We start from the raw sequence: 14,667 nt of genomic DNA on the forward strand, positions 1-14,667 counted from the left end.
TCGCCGCCGGCCGGCACCACCGAAGTTGCCGACGGTCGCCTGGATCAACGAGCCACAGGAGGAGGTGGTCGCACAGAACGAGTGACGAGGGCGTGTCTCAAAGTGCTTGACAGGTTCCGGACCGGCCACGCGGAGGCCCTGCGGTGGCTGGGAGAGCACCGCTTGGCGCCGGTGTCCGTGGCAACGGGCTATGTCCGGTTTGGCGGCCTGGTAGCACTGGCGACGCTGCCGGGGCCGGAGGGTCGGCCCGTTCGCCTACTACTGGGAGCCATGCCCGAGCCCTGGCTCGGCGCGGTTCCGGCCGGCGCCCGCGAACCACGCATGGCGAGCGACCTGTTCCGGAGGACGCTCGAGAACCTGCGTGGTGAACGCGACTTCGACGCGTTCCCCGAGTCTCGCCGAACGGCCAGCCTGGACCTGGTGGAGGCGTTTCTGCTCCAGGACAGAGTGCAGGTCCGCCGGTTCACCACCCGGTTCCTGCACGGAAAGGCGTACCTCTTCGCGGAGCGGGACGGCTCGGGGGGGCTGGCCGGCGAGAGCGCCGCCCTGGTCAGCTCGGCCAATCTGACCTCGGGCGGGCTCGAGCACAACCTGGAGCTGGGAGCGGTGAGCTACCAGCCGAGCACCGTGACCCTGGCCCTGGACTGGTTCGACGAGCTGTGGGCTGAGGCCGACGAGTTCAAGGACGACCTGCTTGCTCTCTTGTTTCCGCCCGAGGATCAGTACGACCCCCAGACCATCTTCCGGCGGGCGCTGCTCGAGCTGTACGGGGACGAGGTGGAGAGGGAGTCCGGCGGGGAGGTCAGAGCGGGTGGCGTGACCCTGACCCGGTTCCAGGAGCAGGGCTACCGGCGGGCCCGGCGGATCCTGGGCGATTTCGGCGGCGTGATCTACGCGGATGGCGTGGGCACCGGGAAGACCGAGATCGGCCTCCGGTTCCTGGAGGAGTACGGACGCGAACGCGGGCTGTACACCCTGGTCATCACACCAGCCCAGCTGCGGGAGTCCCTGTGGGAGCAGCGGCTAGAGGAGGCCCTCCTCCCGGGGCAGGTGGTCTCCTACCAGGAGCTCGCGGCGGACCGCCAGTTGGGCGACGGAGGGCAGCGACGCCTGCGGCTGGACAAGGACGCCTACCGCCTGGTCGTGATCGACGAGGCGCACGCCTTCCGGAACTCCGACAACACCTGGTACGCGGCCCTGGACCGGCTTCTGGGCGGCACCAGGAAGGACGTGGTGCTGCTCACCGCCACCCCGGTGAACAACTCGCTGTGGGACCTGCACAACCTGGTCATGCTCTTCGCCCGGCACGACGCGTTCTTCCGGTCCAGCCACCTCGCCATCCCATCGCTGAGGGAACTCGTGGCCTCGGCGGGGGCCCGCGATCCCGATCAGATCCGGGAGGAAGTCCTGTTCCCGCTGGTGGATGCCGTCGCCGTCCGCCGCGACCGGCGCTTCATCATGGACCACTACGAGGGCGAGACGTTCCAGGACGGGACGCCGGTGCGCTTCCCGAGCCCAGTCCTCGACGAAATCCGATACGACCTGGACAGCGTCTACCCGGGCGTGTTCGGAGACGTGGTGGACACCATCGGCGGGCTCACCATGGCCAGGTACGTCCCGGCCCGGTACTTGCTGGGTGGGCGACCCGATCAGGTCGCTCGGGAAGAGGCCCTGGCCGGCCTGATGCAGTCCCAGCTCCTGAAGCGATTCGAGTCCTCGGTGGCGGCGGCCCGCGAGACGCTCCGGCGGATGATCCTCGCGCACGAGCTGCTGGTCGAGGCCTGGACGGCGCGAGCGGTCGTGCCGTCCGTCGGCACTCTTCGTGACCTGATCCTTGGCGCCCAGGAGGGCGCACCATTGCCGGACCTCATCGAGGAAGCACTGGAGGAGGACGAGGGAGCGCTACCTGCCTCCAGCTTCGATCCGTCCTTCCTGGCAGATGTCCAGGCCGACCTCGAACGTCTGCTGGAGCTGTCCGCCACGTTGGACCGGTTGATGGCGCTTCCCGATCCCAAGCTGGAGGCCCTGGCCACCATCCTGGAACGAACCGAGGCTTCGAAGGTCGCGGTCTTCTGCTCGTATGCCGACACGGCGCGGTACGTCGCGGAGGCGATCGACCTGGACCGTGCTCGCTTCGGGTCTCGGGACATGGTGGTGATCATCGGGACCGAGACCGAGCCGACGGACCGGATCCGCCGCCTGGAGCGGTTCTGCCCACATTCGGTGACCGGCGACCCGACCTTCGAGCCGCCGGATGGAGAGGTCGATCTGCTGGTGTCGACGGACGTCGTCTCGGAAGGGCAGAACCTCCAGGAGGCCCAAGCCGTCGTGTCGTACGACCTTCCCTGGAACCCACAGCGGGTGGTCCAGAGGAACGGCCGGGTCATCCGTCTGCGTAGCCCGCACGACCGGGTATTCCTGTTCACGCTGCTCCCGAAGGCAGGGGACCTGGAGGCCGCGTTGAGGCTGGAGGCCCGGGTTCGAGGGAAGATCGCGGCCGCCAATGCCACATTCGGAATGGAGTCCCCGGTCCTAGCGGACGTGGAGGCCGTGTCCCGCAGTTACGCCGACGAGGCGATTGCCGAGCTGGAAGGATTCTTCCGGCGCTTGGAGGAAGGCGACGCATCCCTCCTTGACGAGGGGCAGGCTCCAGGCTCCGGGGCGTTCGCCGGCGAGCAGTACCGGTGGGTGCTGTCGCGACTGCTCGACGAGGGAGCCTTCGACACCCTTCGTCGGCTGCCCTGGGGCATCGGTTCGGGGTTCGTCCGGCAGGATTCCCCTCGGAGCGGTGTCTTCTTCGCGTGCCGTACCTCCAGCGGGGAGCGCCAGTGGCGGTTCGTCACCTTCGAGGACGAGATCGTTCGTGAAGACCTCGAAATGCTCCGTCTCATCGATCCGGAGTCTGCGCCACGGGCACAGTTTCCGCGGGGAGACGTTCTGGAGCGGCTCTGGACCATCGCTGCCCAGGACATCTGCACGGACTACAACGCGCGGCTGGACCCGAAGCGTATCGAAGGAGCTCTCCCTGCTAGCCAGCGATGGGCACTCGACATCCTGCGAAGTCCCGATCTTCCCGACGAACCTGCGTACGCTCGGGCCGACCAGGCACTGGGTGTCGGGCGCGGCCACCAGGTGACCCGGGCCATCTCTGAGATTCGCCGGCGTGCGCGCGAAGATGGATTGGGCGTTCATGAACTCGCCGAGCTCATCGTTGGAGTCGTGGACGAGCTGGGACTGCGGCCCGAACCGCCTCCAGGAGACCCACCGAGTCCCATCACGCCCTCGGATCTCGGCGTGGTCTGCTTCCAAGTCGTTCTCTGGAGCGAGTGAGCACGCGAATGCGGTTGACTACTCGGAGCGGGAGCGGCCCAAGCCGATGCCGGCCAGCAGCTGCATGATGGCCAGGCCGATCGGGACGTAGATGTACCAGCGGAAGCGCTGGGGCTCGTCCAGCAGGGCGTAGCCCAGGAAGAACCCCGCCATGGCAAACCACAGGCCCACCCGGCCGGTGAGGTGCGCCGCGTACAGGACCTGGTCGCGCAGGCTGGTGGACAGCAGCGGCCGGCGGACCCACCTGGCGAAGGACCAGACGCCGCCCGCCGCGAACAGGCCGGCCACCACGACCTCGAAGACGTTCACTCGCCGCGGCCTGGGTCGGGGTCGGGCCCCCGCGCGGCCTGGTCGAGGATCCGGGCCACCTCCTCGTCGCTGACCTGCTCGAAGTCCCGGTACCACTGGCCCACGGCGTAGAAAGGGTCCGGCGTGGCCAGCACGACCAGCTCGTCGACCTCTTCCCCCAGGGTCGGGATGGCCTGGCGGGGCGCCACGGGAACGGCCAGCACCACCCGGCCGGCCCCATGGGCCCGGGCCCACCGGCACGCCGCCACGGCCGTCCCGCCGGTCGCGACGCCGTCGTCCACCACGATGACCGTTCGTCCGGTCACGTCCACGGGGAGCCGGCCCCGGCGGAACACCTTCAGGCGCCGGGCGATCTCGTCTTCCTGGGCTGCGATCTCCTGCTCCAGGTAGTCCGGGGTGACCCCGAGGTCGCGGATCAGGCGCTCGTCAAGCACGCGGACGCCGGGCGCCACCGCACCGAGGCCGAGCTCCGGGTTCCCCGGGGCGCCCACCTTCCGGGGGACCACGACGTCGAGGGGGGCCGACAGGCGGCGAGCCACCGGCTCGGCCACCACCACGCCGCCCCGGGGGATGGCCAGGACCACGGCGTCGTCCCCCTCGAAACGGGAGAGCGCCTCCGCCAGCTGGATCCCGGCCTCCGTCCGGTCGGCGAAGATCACCGGCCGAGCCTCGGGTCGCGGTACGGATCGAGACGGTCCGCGTTCCCGCCCTTCCCCTTGGCGGCGCTCACATCGCGATTATGCCCGCCGCCGGGGCTGGCGGGACGCTTCCGACCGCCGAGCCTGGTTTGCCGCCGCTTCGGCGGGGCCGATAGGATGGCGCGAACCTCAGGCGGGGAGATCCTCCGTTCACCGAGCGCGGGAGGTGACCGTGGTTCAGGCGTACATCCTCATCCAGACCGAGGTGGGCAAGGCCGCCCAGGTGGCCAAGGAGGTCGCCCAGATCAAGGGCGTCACCGCCGCCGAGGACGTGACGGGCCCCTACGACGTGATCGTGCGTGCCGAGGCCCGCAACGTCGACGAGCTGGGAAAGCTGGTCGTCGCCAAGATCCAGGCGGTCGAGGGAATCACCCGCACGCTGACCTGCCCGGTCGTACACCTGTAGCCGAGTCCCACCACCCGCACGGCCCGGCTCTCGCTCGAAGGCCGCGTGCCCATCTTCCCGTTCCAATAAGCTAGACCCCGCCCGGGGCGGGGGCTACCATGGCCACGCACCATGGCCGCGCCCGACCGCTCCCCATTCCTTCGGTGAACGCTGCCCCGCCGGGCCGGCGCGGGTTCGGCGCGTTCGTGGTCACCGTGGTCACGCTGCTCCTGCTCGGCGTGATCCTGCGGTCGGTCGGCGCGGCCCTGGCCAGCCGGCATCACGCGCCCACCTCGCCCGCCGCCCTCCAGGCCTCCAGCCCGCCGGCCACCCGGGCTCCCTCGCCGAGCCCGTCGCCCCTCAGCACGGAGGTCCCCGCGATCATCCAGCGGCTGGTCGGCCTGGGCTATCCGGTGCGCTGCGGCGGCGACCGGAAGCCGCTGGTGGGGCTCACGTTCGATGACGGCCCCGGCCCGCTCTCGGAGGCCACCATCACCATCCTGCGTTCCGCCGGCGCCCGGGCCACCTTCTTCCTGGTGGGGAAGGAGCTCTCCGGGTGGCCGGCGCTGACCGACATCCCCTCCGAGGAGCTGACGGTGGGGACGATCGGCGACCACACCTGGAACCACGTGAGCCTGGTGGGCAAACCGAACGCGACGCTCGTCTCCGAGGTGCTGGCCACGCAGACGGCCATCGCCCAGGTGACCGGGGCCCCGGTCGTGCTGTTCCGGCCGCCGTACGGTGCGCACGACGCGGCGCTGGACTCCTTTCTGGAAGCCCACGGGATGCTCGAGGTCCTGTGGAGCATCGACTCGATGGACTCCCAGGGCGCGAGCCCCGACCAGATCCTGGCCCGGGTGTCGAGCGGCCTGCGGCCCGGCGCCATCATCCTCCTGCACGAGAACCGCTCCACGACGCTCCACGCCCTCTCCTCCATCCTGAGCGTGATCAAGGCCCGGGGATTCAGGCCGGTGACGATCGAGCAGCTGCTGGAGCGGGACCCGCCCTCGCTGAAGCAGCTGAAGACGGGGGCGTGCCCGTAGCGAGGGTCAGGGGCGCGTGCTGCGCTTGCGCTCCCGCTCGTGGCGCTCCACGGCGAGGTCGCACAGGCGGTCGATGAGCTCCGCGTAGGACAGCCCGGAGGCCTCCCACAGCTTCGGGTACATCGAGACCTGGGTGAAACCGGGGATGGTGTTGATCTCGTTCAGGACGATCTCGTCGGGTTCCCGGAAGAAGAAGTCGACCCGGGCCATCCCGGCGCAGTCGATGGCCCGGAAGGCCGAGACCGCCATGCGCTGGAGCGCTTCCGTCACCTCCGAGGCGAGCCGGGCCGGGATGACCAGGCGGGTCCCCTGGTCCAGGTACTTCGCGGCGTAGTCGTACCACTCCCCCGCCGGCAGGATCTCGCCGGGCACCGACGCCACCGGCTCGTCGTTCCCGAGGACGCCGCACTCGATCTCCCGGGCCCCCTCCATGGAGCGCTCCAGGAGCGCCTTCCCGCCGTACGCGAACGCCTCCTCCAGCGCGGCCCGAAGCTCCTCCCGGCGGCCCACGCGGGAGATCCCGACGGAGGAGCCCAGCGTGGCGGGCTTCGCGAACAGCGGGTAGCCGAGGTGCTCGGCCCGGGCCTCCACGGCCTCGGCGTCCTCCTCCCACTCGCGCTCGTGGATGACCTCGTGGGCCACCACCGGCAGGCCGGCCGCCGCGAACAGGACCTTCTGCACGGCCTTGTCCATCCCCACCGCCGACGCCAGCACGCCCGCGCCGACGTAGGGGATCCCCGCCAGCTCGAGGAGGCCCTGGAGCGTCCCGTCCTCCCCCTGGGGCCCGTGGACCAGCGGAAACGCGATGTCGACGGAGCTCCGCTCTCCGCGCTCGGTGACCAGGGCGGCCCCCGCCTCGCCGGCCTCACCGTGCAGTTCGACCGCGGTGCCGGCGGCCGCGGAGACGCCGGGGAGCGCGGCGGCGCCCGCGGTCAGCTCGGGTGGGCCCTCCAGGAGGTGCCACCGGCCCTCCTTGGTGATCCCGATGAACACGGGCTCGAACCGCTCGGGGTCGAGGGCCTCCTTCACCGAACGCGCCGACACGCACGACACCTCGTGCTCGGCCGAGCGGCCGCCGAACAGGATGGCGATGCGCCGCTTCATCCGCTCAGGGTCTCACGCCTTCTCGAGAGCCTGGTCGAAGTCCGCCACCAAGTCCTCGGCGTCCTCCAGGCCCACGCTCACGCGGACCAGGCCGTCGGCGATGCCGGCGGCGCGCCGGGCCTCCGGATCCATCTGGCGGTGGGTGGTCGAGGCCGCGTGCCCCACCAGGGTCTTGTCCCCGCCGAGCGAGGTCCCCACCCACGCCAGCTTCAAGGAGTCGCAGAACCGCACCGCGGCGTCCACTCCCCCGCCCACCTCCACCGCGAGCATCCCTCCGCCCAGGCCGCCGCGCAGCTCGCGAAGGGCGATCCGGTGGTGGGGGTGGGAGGCCAGGCCCGGGTAATGGACCCGTTCGACCTTCGGATGCGACTCCAGGAACTCGGCCACCCGCTGGGCGGACCCGGAATGCCGTTCGATCCGAAGCGGCAGCGTGACCAGCCCGCGCAGGCACAGCCATGCCGGGAACGCCTCCATCGCGCCGCCCACGTCGATGGCCGTACGCCGCAGGGCCACGCGCGTCTCCTCCGAGCCGCACGCGACCCCGCCGATGAGGTCGCTGTGGCCGCCCACGTACTTGGTGGCCGAGTGCAGCACCACGTCGAACCCGAGCGCCGCCGGGTTGCACAGGTACGGCGAGGCGAACGTGTTGTCCACGGCCGAGGGGACACCGGCCTCGCGGCACCGCGCTCCGAGCGCCGCCAGGTCCGCGACCGTGCAGTTCGGGTTGGCGATGGTCTCCACGAAGAAGAGCTTCGCGCCGGGGAGGGCCGCCGCGACGGCATCCACGTCGTGGGGGCTGACGTAGGTGACCTCGATCCCGTAGCGCGGCAGCACGGAGTGGAACAGCGAGTACGAGCCCCCGTACAGCTCCGTGCTGGACACGATGCGGTCGCCGGCGGTCGCGAACGTAGTGGCGGTGGCGTGGACGGCCGCCATCCCCGAGGCGAACGCGTACGCCGATTCCGTCCCCTCGAGGTCGGCCATGACCCCCTCGAACGCCTCCACCGTGGGGTTGCCGAACCCGCGGCCGTAGACGTAGCCGTGGCGGCGGAAGTTGATGACCTCGGCATAGTCCTCGGAGGTGTCGAACCGCCACGTCGAGGTCTGGTAGATGGGGACGCTGGCCGGGTCCTGCTCGACGGGAGGCGTTCGGGCCCCGTGGATGGCCCGGGTGGCGAAGCCGGGCCGGCGTTCCTCGTCGGTCATGCCGGGCGGCGCCGGGCCGGAGCGGTCACTGCGACCACCGCTTCGGGTATCGGGCCCGCAGATCCCCCACCAGCCGCGACAGCTCGGCCATCACGTGGTCGGTCACCACGCGCAGCACGGCGGGATCGTCCTTCCCGTCCTCGTACTGCGAGAAGTCCATGGCCGGGCCGGCCTTGACCCAGACGGGCCGGCCGAACTTCAGGCTCCGGGCGCCGTCGCGCTGCCACACGTGCTGGGAGCCCCACACCGCGATCGGGAGGACCGGGACGTCGGTGCCGAGCGTGAGGCGGGCGATGCCCGTCTTCCCCTCCATCGGCGTGAAGTCGGGGTTCCGGGTCACCGTGCCCTCGGGATAGATCATCACGGCCTCGCCGGCGGCCAGGGCCCGCTTGGCCGAGTCGACGGGGGCGGCGCTGCCGGTTCCCCGGTGGACCGGGATCTGCTTCGTCCCCTCCAGGACCCGGCGCAGGAACCAGTGGTCGTAGAGCTCGGCCTTGGCCAGGAAGCGGGGCCGGCGCTGCGCCTTCTCCAGGAAATACCCCTGGGCCAGCGGGTCGAAGTACGAGATGTGGTTGCAGGCCACCAGGACCGGGCCCTCCGCGGGCACGTGCTCGAGCCCCTCGAACCGCCAGTTGAACCACAGCTTGATCGGCGGGATGAGAACGCTCTCGGCGAGTCGAAACCAGGGCTCCAGACCGGCCTCCCTCTGGGGACGACCGATTCTACCCTCCAGCCCCGACGGGCAGAATGGGCGGGGCGGGCTCGCGCGCCTACGCGAAGCCGTTCCCGTTTGCTATGGATTCCGCACCTTCACGGTGACGGTGTCGTGGTTGTTGGCGCCGCTTGGATCCGGAGTGGGCGAGGACACCGTGGCCGTGTTCGACACGAACGTGCCCGGACGGGTGTGGTGGCGGACCCGGACCACCAGCCGGATCACGTCGTCCTCCCCGGGGCCGACCAGAGGGTTGGTGCACCGCACCGCCCCCGTCTCCCCCACCGCCGGATGCGAGCACGACCATCCCTCCGGAGCGGAAACGCTGACGAACACCTTGCGACCGCCCACGAAGTCGGCGACCTTGGCCTTCTTGGCGTCGCTGGGGCCGGCGCTGTGCACGTCGATCGCGTAGTGGATGGTGTGCCCCGGCGCGACCGGATGCGGATGCCCGCTCATGGTGAGAGCGAGGTCCGCCCGACGGACCACCAGGAGGTGTTCCGTGTCACTGTTGTCGCCGGGGTGCGCATCGTGGCTGTCGGAGGAGACCTTCGCCGTGTCCTGGACGGTGGTGAAGTTGGGGATGTCCGGGCTCAAGGCCACCTGCACGACGATGGTGTCCACCTCGTTGGCCGGAAGGCTGGCCTTCGTGCAGGTCACCGCCTGGAACTGCGGAGCGCACGTCCAGCCCTTGGGAGGTGTCACCAGCCGGAACGTCTCCGGAGGGACGATGGAGTCGGTCATGGTCACGTTGACGGCCGGGCTGGGACCGCTGTTCAGCACGTCGATGGTGTAGTTCACCGTGGCGCCGGCCACGCCCGGGCTGGTGGTCGCCGCCTTGGTGATGGACAGGTCGGCCTCCGCCTCCACCTTGGTCTTCGCCGTGCCGCTGTTGTTCGAGTGGTCCGGGTCCTTCGTCGAGGAGTCGACGGACGCCGTGTTGGTGATGGTGGTGCCGCTGGCGGTGTTCGACTTCACCTGGACCTGGAGCGAGAAGGTGGCGTTGTCCCCCGAGGCCATGGACGAGGTGGTGCAGGTCACGGTGCCGTTCGTGCCCACCGCCGGCGTCGAGCAGCTCCATCCGGACGGGGCCGAGATGGACACGAACACCGTCTGCGAGGGCAGCGCGTCGGTCATCTTGGCGGAGGCAGCGGCGTCGGGCCCGTGGTTGTGCACGGTGATGCTGTACGGGATGGATGCCCCCGGGGAGGTGGAACCGGAACCGGTCGTCTTGGAGATGGACAGGTCGGCGGAGGGGGCGGCCGCCAGGCTCGGACTCGCCCCCGCCAACGCCAGCGCGGTGATGACGAAGAACCCTGTCAGGAAGCGGCGTGCACCTCTCGCTGCTGTCATGTCGACCCCTCCTCGCCGGCTTCGCGGCCACGGGCCTTGCGGGGTTTCCTGATGGTGGAACCCTCCCATCCTGCGTCTCCGGGACGGGAAGGTCAAACCAATCGGCACACCTGGGAGGCCGTGGCGGCCATCGATCGTGGCGGGCGATCTGTTGGGCCCCCCGGCGTCCTACCCGGCGGTCGAGTCGGCCTCGATGCGGCCGTCGCGGATCGACAGGACCCGGTCGACGTGCTTCAGGAACTCCTGGCTGTGGGTCGCCACCAGGCAGGTCGTCCCCGCGGCGGTGGACTCGCGGAACGCCCGGAAGACCTCGCGGGCCCACCCCTCGTCCTGGTGTCCGGTGGGCTCGTCGGCGAGGAGGAGGCGTGGGCGGATCACCATGGCCCGGGCCAGGGCCACGCGCTGCTGCTCCCCCAGCGAGATCTCGCCGGGCCGGCGCTCGCTGTAGGCGACCAGCCCGAACTCCTCCAGGAACCCGACGGCCCGGGCCCGCCCTTCGCTGTCCAGCCGGTGCGACAGCCGGAGCGGGAGCTCGACGTTCTCCAGCACCGAGAGCTCCTCGAGCAATCCGAGGTCCTGGGGCACGATGGCGAGGTCCGACCAGGGCCGCCGCTCGGGGGCCACGGGCGGAACCTCTCGCCCCTCGCGCCGGGCGCGGCCCCTGCGCCCCTCGCGGTCGCTGGCGCTGGCGCCGCCGCCGTCCCCGGCCCAGGTCACCTCGCCGGCCTCGGGATGCTCCCATCCGCAGATCACGTTCAGCAGGGTGGTCTTGCCGGAGCCGGACGGTCCGACCAGCGCCACCACCTCACCCACCCGGAGCGCGAACGTCACGCCCGCCAGCGCGCGGACCTCCTCCGGGCCCCGTCGGTAGGACTTCCGGAGGTCCCGGGCCTCGAAGAGCACGCCGTCGCCCGACGCGCCTGCGGCACCGGCGTCCGCGCTTCGATTGCCGCTCACGGTGGGGTGATCCTCACGTGGTCCTCCTCGAGGGCGATGACGGCCCGCCGGTCGGGGAACAGGCGGAGGGCCTCGGGCGGGAGCTGGATCCTCCCGGCGGCGTCGATCACGGAGAGCATCCGCTCGGCGCCGGCCTCGCCCTCCATCGCTCCGTGCCGGAGATACAGCGTCCGGTCCGCCTGCCGGACCACGGCATGGTCGTGGGTCGCCACCACGAACGACGTGCCCATCCGGGCGAGGCCGCCGACCAGCTGGAGGAGGGCCTCGCCGGACGCGCTGTCCAGCTCGGCCGTGGGCTCGTCGGCCACCACGATGGGCGGGCCGCCCACCACGGCCTGGGCGAAGGCGAGGCGTTGCTGCTCGCCGCCGGAGAGCTGGTGCGGGAGGTGGTGGCGGCGGTCGGCGATTCCCAGGAACTCCAGCAGCTCGTCCGCGCCGGCCGCGCCGCGACGCCCTCGGAGCCGGGCCACCAGCGCGAGATGCTGCGACGCCGTGAGGTACGGGATCAGGTTGTCGGCGGGCCGCTGGAACACGTACCCGATCAGCCGGCGGCGGACCTTGCGGAGCCGGCCGAAGGACAGGCCCGACAGCTCCACGTCGCCGACGCGAACCTGGCCGGCGGTGGGCCGGTCCAGGGCGGCGAGGATCCGCAGCAGCGAGGACTTCCCGGAACCCGAGGGGCCCACCACGGCGGTGACGGCGGCCCGGGGGAAGGACGCGTCCACGCCCTTCAGGGCGTTCACCTCTCCCGTCGCCGTCCAGTAGATCTTGACCACGCCGGTGCAGCTGGCGGCCAGGCCTGCCGGTTCGACCTCCGCTGCGACGGGTGCGGCCGTCGGTCCCGTGGGCGCGTCGCGTGGTTCAGCCGGCAAGACGCATCACCTCCGCAACGTTGGCGTGGTCGGCCCGCCGCTGGACGATCCAGGCCGAGGCCGCGGCGGACACGAACACGGAGGCCGCCAGGACCGCCAGCAGCCCGCCGGGCAGCCGGAACAACGCTCCGGGCGGGAATTGCGGGAGCGGGTCCACCTTCCCGTGGACGGTGAACGAGCCGGCCGCCGCCAGCACCGCGCCGATGGTGAACGCGCCCAGCAGCATGGCCGTCAGCTCCACGGCCACCGATAGCAGGTGGGCCGCCCGGGACAGGCCCATGCGGACGGCCAGGGCGTAGGAGACCTCGCGGGCGCGCTGGCGGGACTCCAGGTACAGCACCAGCGCCACCAGGGCCAGCAGTCCGGCCAGAGCGCCGAGCGCTTCCAGGTACCCGAACAGCCAGGACAGCGCCAGGAACCCGGGCGTCTGCGCGACGTGCTCGGCCGTGATGACCGTGGCCGGGAAGATCCCATCCTCGCGGAGCGCTCGCACCACCGGGGCCGGGCTTCCCTTCACCCACAGCTCGAACTGGGGCTGGAGGTCCTCGAGGATCAGACCCTGCTTCCCCACCACCCGTTCCAGGACCCGGGTGGCCGCGACGACGAGCGGCGCCCCCGCAGGCATCCCCGGAAACCCCTTCAGCTCCGCGACCACGTGGGCGGGGACCGTCGTCCCCAGGAACTGGAGCGTGACGTTCGGCTGGAAGCGCGCGCCGACCACGGCGATGGGCACGGCGTCCCCGGACGGAGCGCCCAGCTCGTCCATGAGGCGAGCCTCCGGCCGGTCGGCGAAGCCCGGATCCCAGAACGCCGCCCCGGCGAACGTGGCGGGATCGATGGCGGTCATGGCCACGTTCGTCCCCGGGCTCACGGTGACCACGGGCAGCGAGACCACCTCGGTGGTCGGGGCCCCCAGCCTCCGGGGGAGCCGCGTGGCCTCCGCCAGCTGGATGGAGGCGTCGCTGCCCACGGAGACCTCCGCCTTCTCGTGCGAGGTGTCGCGCACCGACGACACGAACACCCCCGCGTACACCAGGATGCCGGCCGCCAGGGCCGACGCCGTCACCAGCATCAGCGCGGGACGGGGGGCGGCGGCCAGGCGCTCGCCCGCCAGATACAGCGGAGACGGCCATCCCCGGGCGGCCCGCCGGAGGCGAGGTAGCAGCCCGCGCAGGCCCCGCACGGCCAGGCCCCCCAGGCCCGCCACGAACAGGATGGGAAACAGCGGGACCAGCGGATCGATCTTCGCGCTCGCTCCCGAGGCCCCGAAGCCGGTCGAGAGCGGCGTGACCCCCCTGGTCTCGATCTCGTACAGGGCCGCCCCCGCCACCACCAGCACCAGCAGCTCCCACGGCACCCGAGACGCGAGGCGCCGGACCCTCCCCGGCCGGCGCTCCCCCGGCGCGCGCAGGGCCACCGCGACGGCCGCGCCCAACAGCACCAGCGCGACCAGCAGTGTGGCCGCGGTGTCCACGGCGCCGGCCACGAGCGCGTGGGCCGTCAACAGGTCGCTGGGCCCGGCCAGCTTGGTGAGCCCCACGGCAGCACCGAACCCGGCCACCATCCCGAGCACGGCCGGCACCACCGCTTCCAGCGCCACCCGGGCCCCCGCCGTCACCGGGCTCACCCCTCTGGCCATCAGCATGGAGAACTCCACCCGGCGGCGGTGCAACGCGTAGATGCCGGCGGCCACCACCACTGCCAGGGCCACCAGGCGCCCGGCCAGGGCCACCGAGTCGACCGGCGCCGACAGGCCCGCCACAGTGCGGTCGGCCTCCGCCACCAGCGAGGGGAGCACCGTGGTTCCCGCCGAGAACGCCGCCCCCAGGGGCGAGGTGGGGTCCTGGACCTGGCCCTCCAGGCGCTCCAGGTTCCCGGCCAGCGCCTTTCCGGTAGGCAGGGTGACCCGCCGGATGTCCACCGGGACCTCGAAGCGCATGGGCCCGGACCCCACGAAGACCGACTCCACCTTCAGGAACTCGTCCTCGTCCGCCAGGAGGAACGACGGCGGGATCTCCCCGAGGGCCTGCGGCGAGGGGTAGATGAACTCGGAGATCGGGTCCCAGAAGGGTGTGGGGGGCACCGTGTGCAGGTCCCGGTACACGCCCGCCACGCGAAGGTCGAACGACGCGCCGAGCGGCTGGAACCCTCGGCCGATCACCACCATGCCCACGTCCACGTGCAGGGTCTGCCCCGCCTGGACGTGGAGCCTCCGGGCGGCCGACAGGGGCACCCACCAGCCGGAACCGCCGCCCTTCCCGACGACGTCCAGGTGCTGTTCGAAGCCGGTCCGGGTGGCCAGCACCACGAACGGTCCCTGCCCGAAGTGCCCGTGCCGGGGGCTGGGGCCGATCTCAACGGTGCTCTGGTCGATGAGCGACGTCCGCATGGCCCCCAGGCCGACCAGGCCCGTCGTGGCGTCACGGACCAGCCGCTCCCGGTACCGGATCCGGTCCGGCGCGAGCGGGCCGGTCAGGCCGAGGCTGAGCCCGGAGGCCGCCTGGCTGGTTCCCTGCACCTCCTGGTCCAGGGCCGCAGTGCCCGCCGAGGACAGGAACAGGTGCCCGGACGACGCCGTCAGGCCCAGCACGAGGGCGGCTCCCGCCACCGCCAGGAACACACCGGGGAACCGGAACAGCAACAGCGGCGCCCGGGCCCACATCGACCCGCTCGGCGCGCGCCGGGGCGGGGCGCCCGC

Annotated in this window: 11 protein-coding genes and 1 pseudogene; 4 read left to right on the forward strand and 8 right to left on the reverse strand. The window is 71.6% G+C overall.

The genetic code is table 11. The features are described 5' to 3' along the window. Positions 1 to 270 precede the first annotated feature (270 nt). Positions 271 to 3,330: a phospholipase D-like domain-containing protein gene (locus M3Q23_15475; GenBank protein MDP9343458.1), complete on the forward strand. Its 3,060-nt coding sequence runs from the start codon at positions 271 to 273 to the stop codon at positions 3,328 to 3,330. Positions 3,331 to 3,348: 18 nt separating this feature from the next. On the opposite strand, the gene M3Q23_15480 is transcribed toward M3Q23_15475, so the two are convergent. Beyond that, positions 3,349 to 3,639, reverse strand: coding sequence for a hypothetical protein (locus M3Q23_15480; protein ID MDP9343459.1), 291 nt, complete (start codon positions 3,637 to 3,639; stop codon positions 3,349 to 3,351). Beyond that, positions 3,636 to 4,298, reverse strand: a complete 663-nt coding sequence (locus tag M3Q23_15485; GenBank protein ID MDP9343460.1) for a phosphoribosyltransferase — start codon at positions 4,296 to 4,298, stop codon at positions 3,636 to 3,638. The genes M3Q23_15480 and M3Q23_15485 overlap by 4 nt, the downstream gene beginning before the upstream one ends. Before the next feature lie 211 nt (positions 4,299 to 4,509). On the opposite strand from M3Q23_15485, the gene M3Q23_15490 reads away from it, so the two are divergent. Both M3Q23_15490 and M3Q23_15495 read left to right on the forward strand, forming a co-directional pair. Beyond that, on the forward strand, positions 4,510 to 4,743 hold the full coding sequence (locus M3Q23_15490) for an Lrp/AsnC ligand binding domain-containing protein (protein ID MDP9343461.1): 234 nt from the start codon (positions 4,510 to 4,512) through the stop codon (positions 4,741 to 4,743). A 143-nt stretch (positions 4,744 to 4,886) separates the two neighbouring features. Further along, positions 4,887 to 5,765 carry a polysaccharide deacetylase family protein gene (locus tag M3Q23_15495; protein MDP9343462.1) on the forward strand — a complete coding sequence of 293 codons (879 nt, stop codon included), beginning with the start codon at positions 4,887 to 4,889 and terminating at the stop codon, positions 5,763 to 5,765. A gap of 6 nt (positions 5,766 to 5,771) precedes the next feature. Here the strand turns inward: M3Q23_15495 and M3Q23_15500 are convergent, their stop codons facing one another. The 6 genes from M3Q23_15500 to M3Q23_15525 all read right to left on the reverse strand — a co-directional run bounded on the left by M3Q23_15500 (position 5,772) and on the right by M3Q23_15525 (position 11,969). Next, the gene (locus M3Q23_15500; GenBank protein MDP9343463.1) at positions 5,772 to 6,869 is read right to left on the reverse strand and encodes a D-alanine--D-alanine ligase; all 1,098 of its coding nucleotides are present in this window, start codon (positions 6,867 to 6,869) and stop codon (positions 5,772 to 5,774) included. A gap of 12 nt (positions 6,870 to 6,881) precedes the next feature. After that, positions 6,882 to 8,075 (reverse strand): aminotransferase class I/II-fold pyridoxal phosphate-dependent enzyme, encoded by a 1,194-nt coding sequence (locus M3Q23_15505; GenBank protein MDP9343464.1) that lies wholly within the window; start codon positions 8,073 to 8,075, stop codon positions 6,882 to 6,884. 25 nt (positions 8,076 to 8,100) lie between these two features. Beyond that, a complete protein-coding gene (locus M3Q23_15510) occupies positions 8,101 to 8,682 on the reverse strand; it encodes a 1-acyl-sn-glycerol-3-phosphate acyltransferase (protein ID MDP9343465.1) in 582 nt (193 codons plus the stop codon). A 186-nt stretch (positions 8,683 to 8,868) separates the two neighbouring features. Next, positions 8,869 to 10,140 (reverse strand): DUF11 domain-containing protein, encoded by a 1,272-nt coding sequence (locus tag M3Q23_15515; protein MDP9343466.1) that lies wholly within the window; start codon positions 10,138 to 10,140, stop codon positions 8,869 to 8,871. A gap of 168 nt (positions 10,141 to 10,308) precedes the next feature. Then, entirely contained in the window at positions 10,309 to 11,097 is a 789-nt protein-coding gene (locus M3Q23_15520; protein MDP9343467.1) for an ATP-binding cassette domain-containing protein, read from the reverse strand. Further along, positions 11,094 to 11,969 carry an ABC transporter ATP-binding protein gene (locus tag M3Q23_15525; GenBank protein ID MDP9343468.1) on the reverse strand — a complete coding sequence of 292 codons (876 nt, stop codon included), beginning with the start codon at positions 11,967 to 11,969 and terminating at the stop codon, positions 11,094 to 11,096. Before M3Q23_15525 ends, M3Q23_15520 begins: the two co-directional genes overlap by 4 nt. Positions 11,970 to 13,544: 1,575 nt before the next feature. Between M3Q23_15525 and M3Q23_15530 the strand changes: the two are divergent. Further along, positions 13,545 to 13,730, forward strand: a pseudogene (locus tag M3Q23_15530) (hypothetical protein). Positions 13,731 to 14,667: the final 937 nt, after the last annotated feature.

This window comes from Actinomycetota bacterium (assembly GCA_030774015.1).
Taxonomy (GTDB): domain Bacteria; phylum Actinomycetota; class UBA4738; order UBA4738; family JACQTL01; genus JALYLZ01.